Source organism: Streptomyces sp. NPDC002306, from assembly GCF_053593435.1.
This window is the reverse complement of the sequence record NZ_JBSFCK010000013.1, coordinates 122,622-144,248: the sequence shown is the minus strand read 5'-3', so window position 1 is coordinate 144,248 and position 21,627 is coordinate 122,622. Positions and strand designations below refer to the sequence as shown.

The window sequence follows — 21,627 nt, the reverse complement described above, 5'->3', positions numbered from 1 at the left end:
TCACTTGGGACTTGCAGGAATAAGGAACCCATTACGTGTTCAAGAAGTGAAGATACAAAGGCCCCTGACGAGGACTGATGTAGATGGCACGCAACTAGCGCAGGCGCTGCGAGATGACCTTCGACACACCGTCGCCCTGCATGGAGACGCCGTACAACGCGTCGGCGACCTCCATCGTGCGCTTCTGGTGCGTGATCACGATCAGCTGGGAGGCCTCCTGGAGCTCCTGCATGATGCGGATCAGCCGCTGGAGGTTGGTGTCGTCCAGCGCGGCCTCGACCTCGTCCATCACGTAGAAGGGACTCGGCCGGGCCTTGAAGATCGACACCAGCAGGGCGACGGCCGTCAGCGACCGCTCACCGCCGGAGAGCAGGGACAGCCGCTTGACCTTCTTGCCCGGCGGACGCGCCTCGACGTCCACACCCGTGGTGAGCATGTTGTCGGGGTCGGTGAGCAGCAGTCGGCCGTCACCGCCCGGGAACAGCCGGCTGAAGACGCCCTCGAACTCGCGTGCGGTGTCGCGGTAGGCCTCGGTGAAGACCTGCTCGACCCGCTCGTCGACCTCCTTCACCACCTGAAGGAGGTCGGCACGGGTCTTCTTCAGGTCCTCCAGCTGCTCGCTGAGGAACTTGTGGCGCTCCTCCAGCGCCGCGAACTCCTCCAGGGCCAGCGGATTGACCTTGCCCAGCTGCTGGTACGCCCGCTCGGCGGCCTTCAGCCGCTTCTCCTGCTCCGTCCGTACGAAAGGCCTCGGCTGGTTGCGCGGATGCTCCGGGTCCTCCGGCAGCTCCTCCCCCTCGGCGGGGGGCGAGGGCGGCACCGGTTGGTGCGGGCCGTACTCGGACATGAGCCCCGCCGGTTCGACACCGAGCTCCTCCAGCGCCTTGGTCTCCAGCTGCTCGATCCGCAGCCGCTTCTCGGCGCCGAGTACCTCACCCCGGTGAACTGAATCCGTCAACTTGTCGAGCTCCGCCTTGAGATCGCGTCCGGCGGTGCGGGCGGCGGCCAGCTCCTGCTCGCGGCGGGCCTTGGCGGCCTCGGCGGCGGTGCGCTCCTCGTCCGCCCGGCCGAGCGAGACCTCGACGTGCGCGAGCAGCTGCCGCGCGCCGGAGGCGACGGCCTCCGCGACGTCCGCCTCGTGCCGCAGCCGCGCCCGCCGCTGCTCCGCACGCGCGCGTGCCTCGCGCTCGGCCCGGGCGGCCCGGTCCAGCGAGTCGGCCCGTCCGGCCAGCCCCTTGACCCGTTCCTCGTGCGTACGGACCTGGAGCCGCGCCTCCATCTCGGTCTGCCGGGCGTTGGCCCCGTCGGCCGCGAGCCGGTCGCGCACGGAGGTGTCCGGTTCTTCCTCGACCGGCATCTCCTCCGCCACGGCCAGCCGTTCGGCGAGCTCCTCGGCGTCCAGTACGGCCTTGTCGAGCGCTTCCTGCGCCCGCGCCGTCGCCGCCGTGGACCGCTCGGCCTCCCCGGCCGCACCCCGCGCCTGTCCGGCGAGCCGGCCCAGCTGCTGGGCCACGGCCGACTTCTCCCGGTCCGCGGTCCGGCGCCGCTCCCCCAGCTCCTCGACCTGCGCGGCACACTCCTTGCGCCGGTCGGCGGTGGCGTGCTGCGCCTCGGCCAGCTCCTCGCACCGCACCGCCAGCTCCTCGAGCTCGGCGGCGGCCTCGTCCACGGACGCCTGTACCTCCAGCAGGCTCGGCGCCCCGGCCGAACCGCCGTGCGCGAAGTGCGCGCCCAGCAGGTCGCCCTCGGCGGTGACCGCGGTGAGCTCGGGGCGGGCGTGGACGAGGTCCTCGGCGTCTTCGAGGGTGGCGACGACGACGATCCCGCGCAGCAGCCGTCGTACGGCGGGCACGAGCTCTGCCGGGGCGCGGACCAGGTCGGCGGCGAGCGGCGGACCGGACGTCCCCGGGCTCGGCGGTACCTCGTCGGCGGTGCCGCTCAGCAGCAGTGCCGCCCGGCCCGCGTCCTGTTTGCGCAGCAGGCGGATGGCGTCGGCGGCGGCGGCCGGGCCGGTCACCGCGATGGCGTCGGCGGCGGCGCCGAGGGCGGCGGCCAGCGCGACCTCGTGCCCGGGAGTGACCGTCAGCAGTTCGGCGGCCGGACCGAGCAGGCCGGTGAGGCGGTCCTTCGCGCCCAGCAGCGCGCCGGTGCCGTCCTTGCGGCGCAGCCCCAGGGCGAGGGCCTCGTGGCGGGCCCGGGTCGCGGCCCGGCTGCGTTCCGCCGCGGTGGCCGCCTCGCGGGCGGCGGTCAGGGCGGCCTCGGCGTGGGCGAGCTGTTCCTTCGCCGCCTGGTGCCGCCCGGCGAGTTCGGCGTCCCCGGCGTCGAGGCCGTCGACCTCCGCCTTGAGCGTCTCGTACTCCTCCTGCGCGGTGGCGGCCCGCTCCTGGGCCTCGTCCCGGGCGGCGGCCAGCCGGTCGATCTCGGCCTGGGCACTGGCGGCGCGCGATCGGGCCGCGTTGACCTGTCCGTTCAGCCGGGCCAGCCCCTCGCGGCGGTCCGCGATGGCGCGGGCCACGTCCTTCAGGCGCCGTTCCTCGACCGCGAGTTCCCGCTCCAGGTCCGCGCGGTGGGCGACGGTGTCGTCCAGGGCGTGCTGCGCCGCCTCCAGGGCGGCCTCCAGCTCGGCCTCCTGCTCGCGGACCCGTGCTGCCTCGCGCTCCAGGTCCTCGGGGTCCCGGCCGCGCCGCTCCTCGGGGGGTGCGGAGGTCGCGCTCTTCACACGCGCGTCGGCCAGCGAGATCGTGCCGCGCACCCGCTCGGCGAGCTGGGAGAGCTCGTACCAGGTCTGCTGGGCGCGCTGGAGGCGCGGGCTGAGCCGGCGGACCTCGTCCTCCAGCAGGGCCTCGCGCTGGAGCGCCTTCCTGAGCTCCTGCTCGGCGGCCTCCTTGCGTTCCTTCAGGGCGGCCTCGTCGGCGACCTCGACGTCGAGCGCCTCGCGCAGCCGTACGAGATCGTCGGCCAGCAGCCGAAGGCGCGCGTCACGCAGGTCGGCCTGGATGACCGCGGCCCGGCGCGCGACGGCCGCCTGCCGGCCCAGGGGCTTGAGCTGTCGCCGCAGTTCGTCCGTCAGGTCCTGCACGCGCGCGAGGTTGGCCTGCATCGCGTCCAGTTTCCGCAGCGCCTTCTCCTTGCGCTTGCGGTGCTTGAGGACACCCGCGGCCTCCTCGATGAAGGCACGCCGGCCCATGGGATCGGCGTGCAGGACGGAGTCGAGCTGGCCCTGGCCCACGATCACGTGCATCTCGCGGCCGATGCCGGAGTCGGACAGGAGTTCCTGGATGTCGAGGAGACGGCACGTGTCACCGTTGATCTGGTACTCGCTGCCACCGTTGCGGAACATGATCCGCGTGATGGTGACCTCGGCGTAGTCGATGGGGAGCGCCCCGTCGGAGTTGTCGATGGTCAGGGACACCTCGGCGCGGCCCAGCGGCGGGCGGCCGGTGGTGCCGGCGAAGATGACGTCCTCCATCTTCCCGCCGCGCAGCGACTTGGCGCCCTGCTCGCCCATGACCCAGCTGAGCGCGTCCACGACGTTGGACTTGCCCGAGCCGTTGGGCCCCACGACACAGGTGATCCCCGGTTCGAACCGGAGAGTGGTCGCCGAGGCGAACGACTTGAAGCCGCGGAGGGTCAGGGCCTTGAGGTGCACGCCGCCGGACTCTACCTTCCGACGATGTCTCACTCCATGAACCCGCGGTTTCACCCGTGAACGTGCAGGGCACACCAGACGTTAAAGACGGTGAAAGGATGCGCGGGGGCGGAGAAGGCGGGCGCAGTGCGGACGGGGGCCAGAAAGAAGGGACGCCGAAGCGTCCCTTGCAAACTCTGACTACTTAGCGGTTGATACGGGGCCGCCCAACCACTGCGCGTGCTGTTGTGGAGCGATGCAGCGATCAGGTGAGCGCAGGCTCCGCCTGGTGTGCGTCGATGCTCTCCATGATCCTGTCGTGAGAAGCGGCAGCCGTCAGCGTCTCGTTCTCGGCCTGGATCCGTACGAGCTCGGATTCCAGGTCCTGTACGCGCTGCTGGAGCCGTCGCATCTCGGCGAGGAGTCGAGGGTCGGAGCCGCCGACGTAACCGAGAAGCGCCTTTGCCATGATGGATGGTCCTCCACACTGAGTGACCGACCGAAGCGGTGTGGGTCGTGAGGGATTCGCACCCGCGGTGCTTGGCACTCTTGAGTTCGTGCTGCCGTTCATCCATGCCAAACAGCTAAGGTGCGCGGGGCTTTCAGCGTCTCACCAAAAAGTTTGACGGTCAACACGATCACGCCCCGTATTGGCGGGCGACCCGGTGCACGCGGCCTCAGAACGGCGACGTCGCGACTCCTGCGGGCCCCTCGGGGCGTGGCGATCATCCTTACGTGCGGAGCTTGCCACCGCAAGCGGTTCTTGGCAACCACCAGGCAATTTCTGCTGGGGGCACGTGCCAGTGGCACACTCCTCCGCTTCCGTCAGGGGCTTCACGCGGAACGCGCTCAGCGGATGGCGAAGCCGTCGTAGCCACCGCGGGGTGTGTCCCAGATCTCGGTGACCCCGTCGACACGTCCGGGCGTGTCGTCACCGTGGAGCCAGCCGAGGAGTCCCTCGCAGCCCTCGCGCGTCCCCTCGGCCACCACCTGTACGCGTCCGTCGCCCAGATTGAGAGCAAAGCCACTCAGGCCGCCGATCTCCAGCGCTTTGGCCCGGGTGAACCATCGGAAACCCACACCTTGTACCCGTCCACGCACCCAGGCGACCAGTCGCACATCCTCGCTCATGGCTGCAACCTAACCGGCCAATGTCACTCGGGGCACTTCCTCCCCGAGCGTCATGCGGTACCGTCCCCACCCAATGAATCTCATATGAAACTCACTCGATCGAGTGAGGCAGGTCGTCCCATGGTGCGCGGGAAGCACTGGGGGGGGCGGCCATCGGGACTCGGGACGGGCCCGGGTCGACCGCATGGACGAGGAAGGCCAGAACATGGGACGCCACCGACGCTCCGCCGCCGGCCGCGCCGCCACGGGGGCCACGGAGACGCAGGCCTCTTACACCGGGGGCCACGGCGTCCGGGGGGCGCAGGACGCGTACGGCGACGGCCCCAGCACGATGGGCATAGCGCCCTACCTGAACCCGGAGGCCTACGGCGAGACCACCGCGCGGAGCGACGCCTACCTCTTCACCTCGGACGAGGACCGCACGCGCACCGACGACACCACGATCTTCCCGGCGGACGGCTTCCCGTCCGCCGGTTTCGCGTCGGAGGGGTTCGGGTCGGGCGGTTTCGCGTCGGACGGGTTCGCGTCGGGTGGCTACGGATCCGGCGATCACGCGTCCGTGGGCTTCGGTTCTGACCGCCTCTCGTCCGACGGCTTCGGTTCAACCGGTCTCATGTCCGAAGGCTTCGCGTCCGACGGCTTCGGCTCAACCGGTCGCACGTCCGAAGGCTTCGCGTCCGAGCGCTTCGCGTCCCCAGACTTCGCGTCCGAGCGTTTCGCGCCTGACGGCTTCGCGTCCGACCGCCTCGTCGCCGACCGGCCGGACCGGCTGGCCTCCGAGCGGCTCGACCGGCTCGCCTCCGACGGCCCCGCCTCCATCCGTCACTCGTCCAGCGGTCTCGCCTCCGAGCGTCTCTCGCCCAGCGGCCTCACGTCCAACCGCCTCTCGCCCAGCGACTTCATATCCGGCGGCTTCGCGGCGGACGCCTTCTCCCCCGACGCGGGCGCTCGGCGCGCCGCGCACCGCCGCCGCAAGAAGCGGACCGTGACCCCGGTCCGCAGCGGTCTGCTCGGTGTCTCGGCCGCGGTCGCGCTGGGCACGGTCGCCGTCGCCTCCGGCGTGGTGCCCGGCCTGGAGAACTACAAGCTCGGCGGCGGCTCGGGCACCAGCGACAGCGTCCAGGCGGCGAACTCCCCGTCCAACGTGGCGACCGAGCAGGGCGGTGCCTCCGGTGCCGCGCCCGGGCGCGAGGACGGCTCGTCGACCAGTCGCGACGCCGACCGGGCGACCTCGCCGACGGCCGCCCCCTCGGCGCCCGCGAGCACGCCGGCGCCGACCGAGACGGAGACCAAGGCGCCGGCCGCGACGCCCACCGCGCCCGAGGCCACGCCGTCGACCGAGGCGCCGGCCACGAAGGAGCCGCGGCAGTCCAGCGCGGCGGTGGCGGTGTCCCCCACGGCCCAGGCCGAGGCCGAGGTGCTCAAGCTCGTCAACGAGGAGCGGGCGAAGGTCGGTTGCAGCGCCGTGACCGCGAACGGCGCGCTGACCGAGCTGGCCGAGGCCTTCAGCGAGGACATGGCCCAGCGGAACTTCTTCGACCACACCGACCCCGACGGCGCCAGCCCCTGGGACCGGGCCGCGAAGGCCGGCATCAGCGACCTCGGCGGCGAGAACATCGCCCGCGGCCAGGCCGACGCCGCCGCCGTCATGGACGCCTGGATGAACAGCCCCGGCCACCGGGCCAACATCCTGAACTGCGACTTCCAGACGCTGGGCGTCGGAGTGCACCTGGGCGAGGGCGGCCCGTGGTGGACGCAGGACTTCGGCTACTGAGACAGCCGCAGGTCAGCGACCCGCACACTGCCCCCGTGCGTTCGACCGTCGCCCCGACGGCCCGCTCGGGTCCGTGAGGGACGGACCCGCGTGGCCGCCTGGGCGGACCGGTCCCCGCTCAGGCGGCCGTGCGGCCCTGGATGAATGTCCTCGCCGTCTCGGCGACCCGGCGGCCCAGGTGCTCCGCGGTCGCCACGTCGGCCTTGTGGACGGCGTCCGGGCCCTCGTCCACGTTCGTCTGAGCCGCCGCGCCCGCGAAGACGCCGAGGCGGTTGAGGTCGTGCTCGGAGCCCGCGCTGTTGTTCCAGCCGGGGTGCAGGCCGAGGTTGACCCAGTTCATGCCGTGCTGCCCGGCGAGGATCTGGAAGAACTGCAGGGTGTGCAGCTTGTCGCCGTTCTTGGAACCGGAGTTGGTGAAGCCGGCCGCCAGCTTGTCCTTCCAGTCCTGACCGAACCAGCGCTTCGAGGACGCCTCGGCGAAGACGTGGAAGGCACCGGACGCGGTGCCCATGTAGGTCGGCGAGCCGAACACGATCGCGTCCGAGCCGTCGAGCGCGGCCCACTGCTCGTCGGTGATCTCGTCCACCTTGATCAGGTGCACCTCGGCGCCCGCCTCGACGGCCCCGGCCCGGACGGCCTCGGCGAGAACGGCGGTGTGGCCGTAGCCGGAGTGGTAGGCGATGGAGACAACAGGGGTGGTCACGTCAGGTACTCCTCGGGAGGGGGAAGGAAGCAGCACGGTGAGGCGACAGCGCAGCTCACCGGCGATGACAAAAGGAAAGCACTAACTTCTGGTTAGTGCAACCTGTCAGTCAGCGCTGCGTTCGCGTAGGCTTGGCATATGACCAGCACGCAGGAGCGCACCGCGGACCAGAACCTCCCGTACGACGTGTTCGCCAAGGCCTGCCCCTCGCGCGAGGCGCTGGAACATGTCACGGGACGCTGGGGCGCGCTCACGCTCGGCGCCCTGCACGAGGGCTCACTGCGGTTCAACGAGCTGCGCCGCCGTGTCGACGGTGTGAGCGAGAAGATGCTCTCCCAGACACTGCACGCGCTGGAGCGCGACGGCCTGGTGCTGCGCGAGGCGCAGTCGACCAACCCGCCCCGCGTGGACTACGAACTGACGCCGCTGGGCCGCGAGGTCGCCCAGCGGCTGCTGGCCCTCATCCAGGTCCTGGAGGGCGGCATGGACGACGTGGTGGCGGCGCGTGCGTCCTACGACGAGACGCGCGGCGCCCGCTGACACTTCGGGCAGAAGTAGCTGGAGCGGTTCATCCAGGCGCGGCGGAGCATCGGCGTGGCACACCGCTTGCAGGGCAGTCCCTCGCGGCCGTAGGCGTCGAGCGACCGGTCGAAGTAGCCCGACTCCCCGTTGACGTTGACGTACAGGCTGTCGAAGCTCGTGCCGCCGACGGCGAGCGCGGCGTTCATCACGTCCCGTACGTGGCCCAGGAGTTCGGTGGTGGCCGGACGGGTGAGGCTCGCGGTGGGCCGCTCGTAGTGGAGGCGGGCCCGCCACAGTGCCTCGTCGGCGTAGATGTTGCCGACGCCGCTGATCAGCGACTGGTCGAGCAGGGCCCGCTTGATGGTGGTGCGCTTGCGGCGCAGCGACCGGTGGAAGGCCTCGTCGTCGAACAGCGGGTCGAGCGGGTCGCGGGCGATGTGCGCGATGACGTCGGGCAGCCCGTCGGGGGTGGTGTCGTGCAGCGACAGACCGCCGAAGGTGCGCTGGTCGACGAAGCGGAGTTCGGTGTCCTGGACGTCGGTGAAACGGACCCGGACGCGCAGGTGCTTCTCGTCGGGCGCCGCGTGCGGCTGGACCAGGAGCTGGCCGCTCATGCCGAGGTGGGCCAGCACGGACTGGTCGGTGTCCTCCAGGGGCAGCCAGAGGTACTTGCCGCGGCGGCTGGGCACGCCGATCCGGTGGCCCTTGAGGCGGTGCGTGAAGTCGTCGGCGCCGGCCTGGTGACGGCGGACCGCCCGTGGATGCAGCACCTCGGCGTCGGCGACCGTCCGGTGGGCGACCCACCGCTCCAGACCACGCCGTACGACCTCGACCTCGGGCAACTCGGGCATGGGACCCCCGTGACGAGCGGTGGATGAGCCGAGCGCCCGCCCCGGGCGGGGACGGGCGCTCGGCTGCGCTGTTCGGTCAGGCGGATGCCGACTCGGGGCCGGCTTCGGCGACCGCGGGGGAATCCGCGGCCGCGGGGGAATCCGCGGCCGCGGTGGCTTCGGCGACCGCGGCTGCTTCCGCTTCCGCGGCTGCCGCCGTGGCCCGCTCGTCCGCGGCGGCCCGGATGGACCGCCAGGCGGACTCGGCGGCTTGCTGCTCCGCCTCCTTCTTGCTGCGGCCGGTGCCGGTGCCGTACGAGACGCCTCCGACGCGGGCGGCAGCGGTGAAGGTCTTCTCGTGATCCGGACCGGTCTCCGTGACCAGGTACTCGGGAACGCCGAGCCCTTCGGTCGCGGTGAGCTCCTGGAGACTGGTCTTCCAGTCCAGGCCGGCACCGAGATTCGAGGACTTCTCGATCAGCGGGTCGAACAGGCGATGCACCAGTTCGGACGCCGCGTCGAGGCCCTGGTCGAGATAGACCGCACCGATCACCGCTTCCAGGGTGTCGGCGAGGATGGACGCCTTGTCCCGGCCTCCCGTGCCCTCTTCACCACGGCCGAGCCGGATGAAGGAGCCCAGGTCGAGGCCACGGCCGACCTCCGCCAGCGCACGCGAGTTGACCACCGCGGCCCGCAACTTGGCCAGCTGGCCTTCGGGCAGGTCGGGGTGGGTGGTGTACAGCGTGTCGGTGACGACGAGACCGAGCACGGAGTCCCCGAGGAACTCCAGCCGCTCGTTCGTCGGCAGACCGCCGTTCTCGTACGCGTACGAACGGTGGGTCAGCGCACGCACCAGAAGGGCGGACTCGAGCTTGTACCCGAGCCGCCCTTCCAACAGCGTGTGGGACGAGGCCGCCGTGTTGTCCGCCTTTTTCTTGGCGGTCGTTTCCGCCTTGGCGTCAGACATGAAGCCTCTCACCAGCCGCTCAGACCTCGAGGACCTGGCGCTTGTTATAGGTGCCGCAAGACGGGCACGCGATGTGCTGCAGCTTGGGCTCGTGGCAGCGCTCGCACGCAACCAGGGTGGGGACCGCAGCCTTCCACTGCGACCGGCGGTGGCGCGTGTTGCTGCGCGACATCTTCCGCTTCGGAACAGCCACGGCTACTTCTCCTGCTTCTCGTCGACGCCCGCTTCGGCGCCGCTCATCTCGTCCTTCTCGCCGTCTCCGAGTGAACCGGCGAGTCCCTGCAGTGCCGCCCAACGGATGTCGTGGGCGTCATGGTGGTGGTCCGGGTCGTCCGCAAGACGTACTCCGCACTGGGTGCACAGTCCTGGACAGTCTTCCTGGCACACCGGCTGCATCGGCAGTGCGAGCACCACCGCATCACGCAGCACGGGCTCGAGGTCGAACAAACCGTCCTCGATGAAGAGCCTGTCCTCGTCTTCCTCGGCGTCGTCGGCCGGTTCCGCCTTGGGGCGGCCACGGTCGTCGGCGTCAGGGTACGAGAACATCTCCTGGAATTCCGCTGCGAGCGCCAGCCCGAGCGGCTCCAGACACCTTACGCACTCCCCCTCGGCCTGCGCACGGGCGGTGCCTGTGACAAGCACCCCTTCCATGACCGACTCGAGTCGGAGTTCGAGCTCCACCGGGGCGCCTTCCGGCACTCCGATGACCTCCGCGATCCCCAGATCACGGGGAGCGTCGATCGTGCGGGTCAGGCGCTGGAGCGCGCCAGGACGCCGGCCCAGCTCGTGCGTATCGAACACGAGAGGGTTGCGGTGGTCGAGGCGGGCGTTCAGAGCCATTCCTGCTTTCGATCTGCTGAGCTCAGGGGACGCCGCCCTTCGGTGTCGCCGGGCAGCGCTGATCGCGGACGTACACGCGACCGAAGAGCCAGGATACTGGACCTTTCGCTCTCGGCCCAATCCGGTGTCCGCTCCCGGCCACCGGCCGTCCGCACGACCTCGGTCGAAGAGGACCTACAGGCCCCGCTCCTGCTCATAGGCCCGAAGTTGCTCGGCGCTGATCATGCTGGTGTCGAAGAGGCTGGCCTCCTCCAGGGCGTAGCCCTGCTGGCCCTGGTGCTGCTGGGCCTGGTGCGGGTCGTACGCGCCCTGCTGGGCGTCGTAGCCCTGTACGGGCGCCCCGCCCTGCTGGCCGTAGTCGAAGGCCGGGGCGTAGGGATCCGCCTGCTGGTAGCCGTAGGCGTCCTGCTGGCCGTAGGCGGGCTGCTGGTAGCCGCCGTAGGGGTCCGGCTGCTGCTGGTAGCCGTACGCCGGCTGCATGGCCTGCTGGTCGTACTGCGGCTGGGCCTGCGGGGCGGGCTGGGCCGGCTGCGCCGGTTCGGCCGGGCGGTCCGCGACGGCGGCGAGGTCGGCGAGGTAGTCCGCGTCGCTGGAGTGCTGGAAGGTCGAGGTGTCGTCGGCGAGGGCGCCGAGGTCGTCGGTGGCGATCCGGCCGTGCAGCTTCTGCCGGCCCCGGCCGACGGCCTCCAGGGTCTTGGCGAGAACCGCCTCGAAGGCGCCGAGCTTGGTGTCGACGTACGCGTCCGCGTCCCGGCGCAGCGTCTCCGGGTCGTGGCTGCGCTCGGGGGCGTCCTCGTCCTCGTAGCCCTGCTCGTCCAGGCCCGGGCCCGTGCCGAGGAGCTTCTCGCGGCCGCGGCCCACGGAGCCGAGGGTCTTGGTGAGGACGACCTCGAAGTTGGCGAGCTTGGAGTCGACGTAGTCGTCGGCCTCGGCACGGACCTCCTCGGCGTCCTTGTGCGCCTCGCCGAGGATCCGGTCGGCCTCCGACTGCGAGCGGCGGGCGACCTCGGTGTCGGAGATCAGCGAACCGCGCTCGGCGTGCGCCGTCGAGATGATCCGCTCGGCCTCCTGACGGGCCTGCTCGACCATGTGCTCACGGTCGCCGATCAGCTCCTGGGCCTGCGCGAGGGAGCCGGGCAGTGCCTCGCGCAGCTCCTCGAGCATCGCGAGCAGCTCGGCGCGGTTGATCACGCACGAGGCCGACATCGGCATCGACCGGGCACTGGAGACCGTCGCGACGACCTCGTCGAGCTTCTTCTGCACGTCCATCGTGTGCTCGCCACTCTCTACAGCTGGGTTGGAGACGGACGGGACGACTGTACGGCCATGGGGTGTCCGGCCGACACCGGGTGACGGGCTGTCACGGCCGCCGGGGGTCTCCGTACCCGCCCCAAAGCCGTGGTCAGTCCTTCTCCAGGCGCCGGCCGAGCGCCTCCAGGACCGCCGACGGGACCAGGTGGGAGACGTCTCCGCCCCAGGTCGCGACCTCCTTGACCAGGGAGGACGACAGGAAGCTGTACGCGGGGTTGGTCGGCACGAACAGGGTCTCCACGCCCGAGAGACCGATGTTCATCTGGGCCATCTGGAGCTCGTAGTCGAAGTCACTGACCGCGCGCAGGCCCTTGACGATGGCCGGGATGTCACGTTGCTTGCAGAAGTCGACGAGGAGGCCGTGGAAGGCCTCGACCCGCACGTTCCCGTAGTCGGCGGTGACCTCACGGATGAGGTCGATCCGCTCGTCGATCTCGAACAGTCCCTGCTTGGACTTGTTGATCATCACGGCGACGTAGACCTCGTCGTACAGACGCGAGGCTCTTCCGATGATGTCGAGATGTCCGTTGGTGATGGGGTCGAACGACCCGGGACAGACGGCGCGGCGCAACTGGGATCCCTCGCTCTCCGGTCCGGTCATCGTGCGTCTTCGCACGTAGAGGCGGCGCGACCGTACCAAAACGTGCCCTCGCCGTAACGACGGGCCCGGAGGGCCTCGAAGCCGCCCGGCCACCGGAATTCGCCGCCTCTGGTGCTGCGCTCCACGGTGACGAGGGCTTCGCCCGCGAGCCAGCCCCCGGTGCGGAGTGTGAGCAGAATCTCGCGAAGATCGTCGTCCGAGACGGCGTACGGGGGGTCCAGGAAGACGATGTCGTACGGCTCCGCGGGCGCCGGCGACTGGATGATCTGTTCCGCTTTGCCCGATCGGACCTCGGCGCCGGGCAGACCCAGGCTCTTCACGTTCTCGCGGATCGTGCGGGCCGCGCGGGCGTCGGCCTCGACGAGCAGGGTGTGGCCCGCGCCCCGGGAGAGCGCCTCCAGGCCGACGGCCCCCGAACCGGCGTACAGGTCGAGGACCCGCTCGCCTGCCAGCGGGCCGCCCAGCAGGGACTCCCACGTGGACAGGAGCCCTTCACGCGCGCGGTCGGAGGTGGGGCGGGTGCCTGTGCCCGGCGGGACGGCGAGGCGGCGTCCGCCGGCCACGCCGGCGATCACGCGGGTCATCTGGGGTCCTTGTCGATGGGGATACGGACGCTCCCAGTCTGGCAGGCGACCGCATCGGACGCGGGGCGCGGATGGCGGATGGCGGATGCCGGGGCGCCTTGAGCTGGCCGGCGACTGTATGCGGCTGGCGGGTTGCGGCTTGCGGGTTGTGGGTTCTGCGGCCAGCGGCTGGGGGCCGGGGGGCTTGCGGGTTGTGGGTCCTGCGGCCAGCGGCTGGAGGCTGGCCGCTTGCTGGTGATCGGCTGGCGGCAGAAGGCTTGCGGCTGACCGGTGACCGGTGACCGGTGACCGGTGACCGGTGACGACGGATGCCGCAGGCTCGCGACCAGGGCGCGACCACGGACGACCGATGGCGACCGCCGACGGCTGCCGGCACCGCCGACCCAGCGACCGCTGAATCGCGGACAGCTGACCAGTGACCGGCGTGCCGGTGACCGGTGGCGACAGATGACGCAGGCTCGCGGCCAAAGCGCGGCGCGAACAAGGGACGGTCGACCGCTGTACCGCCAACAGCTGATCGGGGACCAGCAACCGGCAACGGCTGACGAGGGACTGGCGGACGTACCGGTGACCAGTGACGGAGGAAGCCGTGCCGGTCCCGGGCGGCAACTGGCGGCTTGCGGACCGCCGACGGCTGACCGGTGTGACCTGTGGCAGCGGAGGCCGCGCGGTCCCCGCCGGTCGCGGCTGGCGGCCGGCCGACCGCCGACGACTGGCCGGTGACGGCTGAGCGGCGACACGTGACGGCCGACCGGTGACGGCTGGCGGCCAGCCGGTGACCGCTCGCCTCTGACGGGCGCCCGGTGACCCGTGTGCCGGTGTCGCCGACGGCGGATGCTTCTCGTCCCGGGCGGCAACTGGCGGCTAGCGGACCGCCGACGGCTGACCGGTGCGACCCGTGGCGGCGGAGGCCGCACGGTCCCCGCCGGTCGCGGCTGACGGCCGGCCGACCGGTGACGGCTGGCCGATGACGGCGGACCGGCGACACCTGACGGCCGACCGGTGACGGCTGACCGGCGACACGTGACGGCTGGCGGCCGGCCGGTGACCGCTCGCCCCTGACGAGCGCCCGGGGACCGGCGTGCCGTCGGCGGCTGGCAGCCGGGGACCGCGTGCCGTCGGCGGCTGACCCGCGGACCCGTGTCGTCGAAGGCGGATGCTTCTCGTCGCGGGCGAGGTGCGCCCGGGGCGCGGCCACGTCCCGTCGGGGTCCCCGAGCGGCCGGTCCCTCGGAGGATGGCTCAGCCCTTGTCCAGGTACTGCTCCCGTTCCTCGTCCAGCAGGGCGTCCAGGGCCGTGCGCAGGCCGGGCAGGTGCTCCAGTTCGGGGTCGGCGGCGACGACGGCCGCCGCCTCCTCACGGGCCTGCGCGATGACCTCCTCGTCCTCGATGACGGCGAGCACCCGCAGGCTGGAGCGGACGCCGGACTGGGCCTGGCCGAGGACGTCGCCCTCGCGGCGCTGTTCGAGGTCGAGGCGGGAGAGCTCGAAGCCGTCCAGGGTGGAGGCCACCGCGTTCAGCCGCTGGCGGGCCGGGCTGGCCTCCGGCATCTCGCTGACCAGCAGACACAGCCCCGGGGCCGAGCCACGCCCCACGCGGCCGCGCAACTGGTGGAGTTGGGAGACACCGAACCGGTCGGCGTCCATGATCACCATCGCGGTGGCGTTCGGCACGTTCACGCCGACCTCGATGACGGTGGTGGCGACCAGGACGTCGGTGTCACCGGCGGCGAACCGGCGCATGACGGCGTCCTTGTCGTCCGGTGGCATCCGCCCGTGCAACACCTCCACCGTGAGCCCCTGGAGGGGTCCGCGGGCGAGCTGCGCGGCCACGTCGAGGACCGCGAGCGGGGGCCGTTTCTCGGCGTCGTCCTCCGGCGACTGCTTCTTCTTGGCGGCCTTGGGGTCGTCGTCCTCGTCACCGATCCGCGGGCACACGACGTACGCCTGGTGTCCCTTGCCCACCTCCTCGCGCACCCGCTCCCAGGCCCGCGCCAGGAAGTGGGGCTTCTCGGCGGCCGGGACGACATGGCTGGCGATGGGCGAGCGGCCGGCCGGGAGCTGGTCGAGGACGGAGGTCTCCAGATCGCCGAAGACGGTCATCGCGACGGTCCTCGGGATGGGGGTGGCGGTCATGACCAGCAGATGCGGCGGCTGCTTGCCCTTGCCGCGCAGGGCGTCGCGCTGCTCGACGCCGAACCGGTGCTGTTCGTCCACGACGACCAGTCCGAGGTCGTGGAACTGCACCTTGTCCTCGATCAGCGCGTGCGTGCCGATCACGATCCCGGCCTCGCCGGTGACCAGGTCGAGCAGCGCCTTGCGGCGGGCGGCCGCGCCCATCGACCCGGTGAGCAGTACGACCTTGGTGGCCCGCTCGGCCCCGCCGAGCATGCCGCCCTCGGCCAGTTCGCCCATCATCTCGGTGATCGACCGGTGGTGCTGCTGGGCGAGCACCTCGGTGGGCGCGAGCATCGCGGCCTGACCGCCGGCGTCGACGACGACGAGCATGGCGCGCAGGGCGACCATCGTCTTTCCCGATCCGACCTCTCCCTGGAGCAGGCGGTGCATCGGATGGTCGGTGGCGAGGTCGTCGAAGATCTCCTTGGAGACCTTGCGCTGGCCGTCGGTGAGGGTGAACGGGAGGCGGTCGTCGAAGGCGGTGAGCAGGCCGTCGGGAGCGGGCCTGCGGGGGACCGCGGGGAGTTGGGCGTCGGCGTGACGGCGGCGGGCCAGGGCGACCTGGAGGACGAAGGCCTCGTCCCACTTCAGGCGGGCGCGGGCGTCGGCGATGTCCGCCTTGGTGTGCGGGCGGTGGATCTTGAGCAGGGCCTCCGGGAGGGAGACCAGGCCGCGGCCCTCGCGCAGGGAGTCCGGGAGCGGATCGAGTGCCTCCTGCGCACTGGGCAGGACGGTCTGGACCGCCTTGCCGATCTTCCAGGACTCCAGTTTGGCGGTGGCGGGGTACAGGGGGATGAGGGCACCCGCCCAGCTCTCGACGGCCTCCTCGGCGCCCTCCCCGTCGCCGCGCAGCAGTTCGTAGGCCGGATGGTTCAGTTGGAGGCGGCGGTTGAAGAGGGAGACCTTGCCCGCGAACAGCGCGCGGGTGCCCGGCAGGAGCTCCTTGTGGGGCTTGTGCACGCCGTTGCCGAAGAAGACCAGTTGGAGCCGGCCGCTGCCGTCCGTGATCGTCACCTCCAGGCGCTGGCCCTTGCCCCGGGGGGCCTTGGCGGAGGCGAAGGTGTGCAGGCGGGCGTCGGCGACCTGGGCGACCACGGTGACGTGCTCGTCCATGGGCAGGTCGGCCAGGTGCGTGAGCTGGCCCCGCTCCTCGTATCTGCGGGGGTAGTGGTGCAGGAGGTCGCCGACGGTGTGCAGGCCGAGGTGCTCGGCCATCACCTTCGCGGTGGCGGGGCCGAGCACCTTTTTCAGGGGTTCTTGCAGTGCGGGCACGAGATCCATTGCACACCACACCACTGACATTGCCGTATACGTCTCGGGAATCCCCTGGTCAGACGGGCTGTTCGGGCTCTAGGATGGCGCGCTCCGGCCATCCCCCGCGGTCACTGCCCCACCGGGACCGCCCGACCCCGCGCCGCCGAGCCTCCCCCGACCCGCGGCGCTGCGACGATGGACTCCCAGACCTCACAGTCATCTCAGGCATCCCAGTCACCTCATACGTTCCAGGTCGACCTGCGTGGTCTGGTTGACCTGCTGTCCCATCACCTCTACTCCAGCCCCAAGGTCTACCTGCGCGAGCTGTTGCAGAACGCGGTGGACGCGATCACCGCCCGGCGGGCCGAACAGCCCGACGCACCCGCCCGGGTGCGGCTGTTCGTGACGGACGGCGCCCTCCGGGTCGAGGACTCCGGGGTCGGCCTCACCGAGACCGACGTGCACAACCTGCTGGCCACCATCGGCCGCAGCTCCAAGCGGGCCGAGGGTCTGCAGGAGGCCCGCTCCGACTTCCTCGGGCAGTTCGGCATCGGTCTGCTGGCCTGTTTCGTGGTCGCCGAGCGGATCCGGGTGGTCAGCCGCAGCGCCCGTACGCCGGATGCCCCGCCCGTGGAGTGGACGGCGACGGACGACGGTTCGTACACCGTGCGGACCCTGCCGCAGGACGCGCGGACCGAGCCGGGCACCACCGTGCACCTGGTGGCGCGCGCCGGGGCCCGCGAGTGGCTGGCCGAGGCACGTGTCCTGGCGCTGGCCCGGGACTTCGGTTCGCTGCTGCCGTACGACGTGCGGGTGGGCGACGAGGCGGTCACCGACCTGCCGGCGCCCTGGGACCGGCCGTATCCGTCCCCCGCCACCCGGCGGGTGGCCCTGGCCCGGCACTGTCACGGGCTGTTCGGCTTCACCCCGCTGGACTCGATCGACCTGGACGTGCCGCTGGCCGGGATCCGCGGTGTGGCCTATGTGCTGCCGTCGGCGGTCAGTCCGGCCCAGCGGGCCGGTCATCGCGTCCACCTCAAGGGCATGCTGCTGACCGAGCGGGGCGAGCAGTTGCTGCCCGACTGGGCCTTCTTCGTGCGCTGTGTGCTGGACACGGACAGTCTGCGGCCCACGGCCTCGCGCGAGTCGCTGTACGAGGACGAGACGCTGGCCGCGGTGCGGGAGGCACTCGGCGAAAGGATTCGCTCGTGGCTGACCGGACTGGCGACCGGTGACCCGGAGCGGCTCGCGGCCTTCCTGTCGGTGCACCACCTGGGCGTGAAGTCGCTCGCGCGGCACGACAGCGAGATGCTGCGCACGATGCTGCCGTGGCTGCCCTTCGAGACGACCGACGGACGGCTGTCCCTGGAGGAGTTCGCGCAGCGGCACCCGGTGGTGCACTTCACGCGGTCCGTCGAGGAGTACCGGCAGGTCGCCCCGATCGCCTCCGCCCAGGGCGTGGGCGTGATCAACGGCGGCTACACGTACGACAGCGAGCTCGTCGAGGCCCTGCCGTCGGTGCGGCCCGGCACGGTGGTCGCCGAGTTGGACGCGGACACCGTGACCGCCCACCTGGACGTGGTCGACCCGGCCGAGGAGCTGGCGCTCTCGGGCTTCCTGGCGGCGGCGCGGGCCAAGCTCGACCCGCTGGGCTGTGACGTCGTCCTGCGCGCGTTCCACCCGCTGTCCGTGCCCGCGCTGCACCTGGACGACCGGGCGGCCCGGCACGAGCAGGCACGGGCGGAGGCCGAGGAGCAGGCCGACGACCTGTGGGCGGGCATCCTGGGCTCCCTGCGCGGCAGCGCCCCCCGCGCGCGCCTCGTGCTCAACCATCTCAATCCGCTGATCCGCAGGATCAGTTCACTGCGTGACGCGGAGCTGATCGGCACCGCCACGGAGTCCCTGTACGGGCAGGCGCTGCTGATGGCGCAGCGCCCGCTGCGGCCCGCCGACTCGGCACTGCTGAACCGGGCGTTCATCGGCCTGCTGGAGTGGGCCACCCATGGCGAGGACGGTCACCGATGAGTGAGATCACGGACTTCGACTCACTGCGCCGGGCGATGGCGGAGAACGGCGAGGAGCCGGAGGGCCCGGCCCGTAACGCGCGCGCGGAGCAGCTGCTCACCGAGGCGGAGCGGCTGAACATCCCGCTCGCCGTCATCGAGGCGCTCGGGCACCAGCTGAAGGTCTACAACTACAGCTCCGAGAAGGACAAGATGTTCGTCCCGTTCGCGCGGCTGCTGCGCATGTGGGACGAGCGGCCCGAAGACTTCGACGAATACGAGACGCATTCGCTGCACTGGGTCTTCAAGTGGATGTCGTCCGGGATGCTGGACCAGCCGCACGTGCCGCTGGCCTCGGTGGAGAAGTGGCTCGGCGAGATGGAGCACCGCTACCGCCTGGCGGGCCACTCCGAGCGGGCGGTGCGCAGCGCGGAGTTCAGCGTGGCCGCGCACGTCGGTGACGTGGAACGGGCCGAGCGGGCGTACGCCGCCTGGCTGGCCGCCGACCGCGACACCATGGCCGACTGCCACGCGTGCGAGCTGCACGGGCAGGGCTGGTGGCAGGCGGAGCGGGCGCGGGACACCGAGGCACTCGAACTGTGGCGGCCGGTCCTTGACGGCGAGTTCTCCTGCGCCCACGAACCGCACACCGTCCTCGCCTCCTCCCTGATACCCCTGCTGCGCCTGGACCGCCTCGACGAGGCGCGCGCCAACCATCTGCGGGGTTTCCGGCTCGTGCGCTCCATGGAGAGCATGCGCGGCGCGTACGCGGACCACGTGGAGTTCTGCGCGCTGACCGGCAACGAGGCGCGCGGCCTGGAACTGCTGGCGGAGCGACCGGCGTACTTCACGGACACGGGGCACCCGCGCAGCCGGCTGGAGTTCATGGCGGTGGTCTCCCTGCTGATGAACCGCCTCACCGAACTCGGGCTCGGCGAGCGGCGGGTACCGGGCCCGGCGGGCCGCGCGTGGACGGCGGTCGAGCTCGCGGACCACGCGCGCGAGGAGGCCCTCGCCCTCGCCGAGCGCTTCGACGCGCGCAACGACACGTCGTACGTCAGCGAGCGGGCCCGCGCGCGGATGGCACAGCGTCCGCTGGTGGAGCGGCTGCCGCTGGGGGTGCGCGGAGCCCGGCCGGCGGCCGCCGTCACACCCGTGGTGCCGCCCCCGGCCGAACAGGCGGGAGAACCCGACCTCGCCGCGCTGCTGACCGAGGCACGCAGGCTGTCGGACACCCTCCAGCCGAACGCCGTCGAGGCGTGGGCCGCGGTCTCCCGGGCCGCCGAGGGCGTCGAGCTCGACGCGCGCGACCGGGCCGAGATCGCCGACCATCAGGCGATGGACGCGGGCCCCGAGGGTGCCGAACTGTTCGAGCGCGCCGCCGAGCTGTACGCGGCGGCGGGCGACCCCGGGGAGGCGTTGGCGGCACGCGCGCGTGCGTCGTACGTGCGGGCCCTCACCGGCGAGCTGGACGAGGCGGTCGCCGCGGTCGCGGGCCCCTACGACGAGGTGCTCGCCCTCTACGCGCAGGACGCCACGGGCCTACGACAGACCGCGTCCGTGCTGATGGCTCGCGCGCGGATCCTGATGCGGCGGGTGCACGAGGCCGACGGTCCCTCGCCGGATCCGGACCTGGCCGAGGCCGAGGCGGCCGCGCGTGAGGTGCTCGCGCTCGTCGACGGGCACGCCGGGGACGACGTACGGCTCGCCTCGCGCGCCGCCGAGTCCCAGGCGATGCTCGCGGAGCTGGCGGCCCTGACCGGGGACGCCTCGACGGGCGCGGAGCTGTTCGCGCGGGCCGCGGCAGAGTTCGTCGGGGCGGGGCTGCCGTGGTTCGCGGTGGAGTACGAGGCCCGGCTCGCCGGGCTGGCCCACCACCTGGGCGACACGGAGGAGGCGGAGCGCGCCCTGCGCGCGGCCCTGGAGCACGGCGGCCCGCACCTGGAGGCGGTCGGGCGCGCCCAGCTGCACCTCCAGCTCGCCGAGGTCGTCGGCGGCCGGGGCCAGGCCGAGGAGGCGGCGGAGCACGCCCTGGAGGCGGCGCACTGGGCCGACGAGGCGGGCGAGGGGCCGACGCTGGGCGCCTGGGCCCGGCACCAGCTCGGCGGGTTCCTGGTACGGCAGGGGCGGTGGGCCGAGGCCGCGGAGGTGCTGGAGTCGGCACTGCCCGACCTGTCCGCCGAGACGCACGGCGACGGCGCGATCGTGCAGACGCAGTGGTGGCTGGGCGACTGTCTGAGCGAGCTCAGGGAGCATCGCGCCGCCGCCGAGCACCGGCTCCGGGCGGCCGAGATCGCCCGGCACTGGCCTGAGCAGCACGACCACGCCACGCTCGCCCACCTCGCCGCCGAGGACCTCGGGCATGCGGGCCTGCCCGGCGAGGCGGACCGGGCCTACACGCGCGCGGGCGACCTGTGGCGCGCCCTCGGCAACGTCCACGGTCTGGTCCGCTCGCTGCGCGCCCGCGCGTGGCTGGCGCTGCGCGGCGACGCGGGGCAGGACGGGGCCCGCGAGCTGATGGCGGGCGCGGTGCGCGAGTGCGAGACGGCGCTGGAGTCGGCGGCCGACGCGGCGGCCCGGGGGCGGCTCGTCGCCGAACTCGGCCACACCCGCCGGCAGTTCGGCGACCTGCTGGCACGGTCCGTCTCCGAGGACGCCGGGGACGACGCGATCCAGAGCGCGTTCGAGGAGGCCCTGGCACAGGTGGCGGAGGCGGTCACCGTGTTCGACTCCCTGGGGACGGAAGGCCTGCACAGCCGCACCGCCGCCCAGCTCGCCGCGGGCTGGCTGGAGGCCGACCTGGGCCGCCCGGCGGACGCCACCGCACGCGCGCGTGCGGTGCTCACGACGTACGCCGACACGCCCCCCGACGACGAGACGGCACAGGCCCGACGCACGGAAGCCGAACAGATGCTCCAGGTACTGGAGGAGGGGACGCCGAAGTAGCTCGGCGGGCGGGGCGGCGGGGGCCGCTGCCCCGCGTGGCGGGGTGCCGCTCCTGGGCGCCGGGGGGGGCCGCTCGGAGGACGGCGGCGGGAGCCGCTGGACGGAGGCGGGGCGGCGAGGGGGCCGCGAGCGGAGGCGGGGCGGCTTCTGGACGGTCGTGGACTCAGCGCTCGGCAATGCGGCTCGGCCGCCGGACGGCGGGCCGCTCGGTGCGATGACGACTCGGCCGCCCAAGCGCACAGCCGCCCGGCCGTGCGCTCCGACGACGGGCCGCTCAAGGTCCCGGCGACTCGGCCGCCTGCCGCCATGGCGACCAGATCGCCCGCCCTCCCCCAGGGCCGACCGGCAACGCGCTC

The 21,627-nt window shown here is 72.2% G+C and carries 16 protein-coding genes; 4 read left to right on the top strand and 12 right to left on the bottom strand.

All coding sequences use genetic code 11. From position 1 onward, the window contains the following. Nucleotides 1–94 precede the first annotated feature (94 nt). The 3 genes from smc to ACWCQK_RS25070 all read right to left on the bottom strand — a co-directional run bounded on the left by smc (nucleotide 95) and on the right by ACWCQK_RS25070 (nucleotide 4,759). Complete coding sequence (smc, locus tag ACWCQK_RS25080; RefSeq protein WP_451158446.1) at nucleotides 95–3,649, bottom strand: chromosome segregation protein SMC; 3,555 nt, start codon at nucleotides 3,647–3,649, stop codon at nucleotides 95–97. A 244-nt stretch (nucleotides 3,650–3,893) separates the two neighbouring features. Next, on the bottom strand, nucleotides 3,894–4,097 hold the full coding sequence (locus tag ACWCQK_RS25075) for a hypothetical protein (protein WP_385780386.1): 204 nt from the start codon (nucleotides 4,095–4,097) through the stop codon (nucleotides 3,894–3,896). A 380-nt stretch (nucleotides 4,098–4,477) separates the two neighbouring features. Further along, nucleotides 4,478–4,759, bottom strand: coding sequence for an acylphosphatase (locus tag ACWCQK_RS25070; RefSeq protein WP_385780389.1), 282 nt, complete (start codon nucleotides 4,757–4,759; stop codon nucleotides 4,478–4,480). 769 nt (nucleotides 4,760–5,528) lie between these two features. On the opposite strand from ACWCQK_RS25070, the gene ACWCQK_RS25065 reads away from it, so the two are divergent. Beyond that, entirely contained in the window at nucleotides 5,529–6,533 is a 1,005-nt protein-coding gene (locus ACWCQK_RS25065) for a CAP domain-containing protein (RefSeq protein WP_451158548.1), read from the top strand. Nucleotides 6,534–6,651: 118 nt separating this feature from the next. Here the strand turns inward: ACWCQK_RS25065 and ACWCQK_RS25060 are convergent, their stop codons facing one another. Beyond that, nucleotides 6,652–7,236: a flavodoxin family protein gene (locus ACWCQK_RS25060; protein ID WP_451158444.1), complete on the bottom strand. Its 585-nt coding sequence runs from the start codon at nucleotides 7,234–7,236 to the stop codon at nucleotides 6,652–6,654. Nucleotides 7,237–7,374: 138 nt separating this feature from the next. Here ACWCQK_RS25060 and ACWCQK_RS25055 point away from each other — a divergent pair, with 138 nt between their 5' ends. Further along, nucleotides 7,375–7,776 carry a winged helix-turn-helix transcriptional regulator gene (locus tag ACWCQK_RS25055; protein ID WP_451158442.1) on the top strand — a complete coding sequence of 134 codons (402 nt, stop codon included), beginning with the start codon at nucleotides 7,375–7,377 and terminating at the stop codon, nucleotides 7,774–7,776. Here ACWCQK_RS25055 and mutM read toward each other — a convergent pair. From mutM to recG, 8 genes are all read right to left on the bottom strand, one after another. After that, a complete protein-coding gene (gene mutM / locus ACWCQK_RS25050) occupies nucleotides 7,749–8,609 on the bottom strand; it encodes a bifunctional DNA-formamidopyrimidine glycosylase/DNA-(apurinic or apyrimidinic site) lyase (RefSeq protein WP_451158440.1) in 861 nt (286 codons plus the stop codon). The two genes, ACWCQK_RS25055 and mutM, sit on opposite strands and share 28 nt — an antisense overlap. Nucleotides 8,610–8,685: 76 nt before the next feature. Beyond that, nucleotides 8,686–9,555 carry a ribonuclease III gene (rnc, locus tag ACWCQK_RS25045; protein WP_451158438.1) on the bottom strand — a complete coding sequence of 290 codons (870 nt, stop codon included), beginning with the start codon at nucleotides 9,553–9,555 and terminating at the stop codon, nucleotides 8,686–8,688. A 19-nt stretch (nucleotides 9,556–9,574) separates the two neighbouring features. After that, on the bottom strand, nucleotides 9,575–9,748 hold the full coding sequence (gene rpmF / locus ACWCQK_RS25040; RefSeq protein WP_007493396.1) for a 50S ribosomal protein L32: 174 nt from the start codon (nucleotides 9,746–9,748) through the stop codon (nucleotides 9,575–9,577). Between the two features lie 2 nt (nucleotides 9,749–9,750). Further along, nucleotides 9,751–10,395: a YceD family protein gene (locus tag ACWCQK_RS25035; protein WP_451158436.1), complete on the bottom strand. Its 645-nt coding sequence runs from the start codon at nucleotides 10,393–10,395 to the stop codon at nucleotides 9,751–9,753. A 174-nt stretch (nucleotides 10,396–10,569) separates the two neighbouring features. Next, nucleotides 10,570–11,664: a cell division initiation protein gene (locus ACWCQK_RS25030; RefSeq protein ID WP_451158434.1), complete on the bottom strand. Its 1,095-nt coding sequence runs from the start codon at nucleotides 11,662–11,664 to the stop codon at nucleotides 10,570–10,572. A 133-nt stretch (nucleotides 11,665–11,797) separates the two neighbouring features. Beyond that, a complete protein-coding gene (gene coaD / locus ACWCQK_RS25025) occupies nucleotides 11,798–12,277 on the bottom strand; it encodes a pantetheine-phosphate adenylyltransferase (RefSeq protein ID WP_451158546.1) in 480 nt (159 codons plus the stop codon). Nucleotides 12,278–12,303: 26 nt separating this feature from the next. Continuing rightward, entirely contained in the window at nucleotides 12,304–12,891 is a 588-nt protein-coding gene (gene rsmD, locus ACWCQK_RS25020) for a 16S rRNA (guanine(966)-N(2))-methyltransferase RsmD (protein ID WP_451158432.1), read from the bottom strand. Nucleotides 12,892–14,132: 1,241 nt separating this feature from the next. Beyond that, nucleotides 14,133–16,349, bottom strand: a complete 2,217-nt coding sequence (recG, locus tag ACWCQK_RS25015) for an ATP-dependent DNA helicase RecG (RefSeq protein ID WP_451158430.1) — start codon at nucleotides 16,347–16,349, stop codon at nucleotides 14,133–14,135. Between the two features lie 168 nt (nucleotides 16,350–16,517). Here recG and ACWCQK_RS25010 point away from each other — a divergent pair, with 168 nt between their 5' ends. Both ACWCQK_RS25010 and ACWCQK_RS25005 read left to right on the top strand, forming a co-directional pair. Further along, complete coding sequence (locus ACWCQK_RS25010) at nucleotides 16,518–18,347, top strand: HSP90 family protein (protein ID WP_451158428.1); 1,830 nt, start codon at nucleotides 16,518–16,520, stop codon at nucleotides 18,345–18,347. Further along, nucleotides 18,344–21,271 (top strand): tetratricopeptide repeat protein, encoded by a 2,928-nt coding sequence (locus ACWCQK_RS25005; protein ID WP_451158426.1) that lies wholly within the window; start codon nucleotides 18,344–18,346, stop codon nucleotides 21,269–21,271. The genes ACWCQK_RS25010 and ACWCQK_RS25005 overlap by 4 nt, the downstream gene beginning before the upstream one ends. The last annotated feature ends 356 nt before the right edge of the window (nucleotides 21,272–21,627 follow it).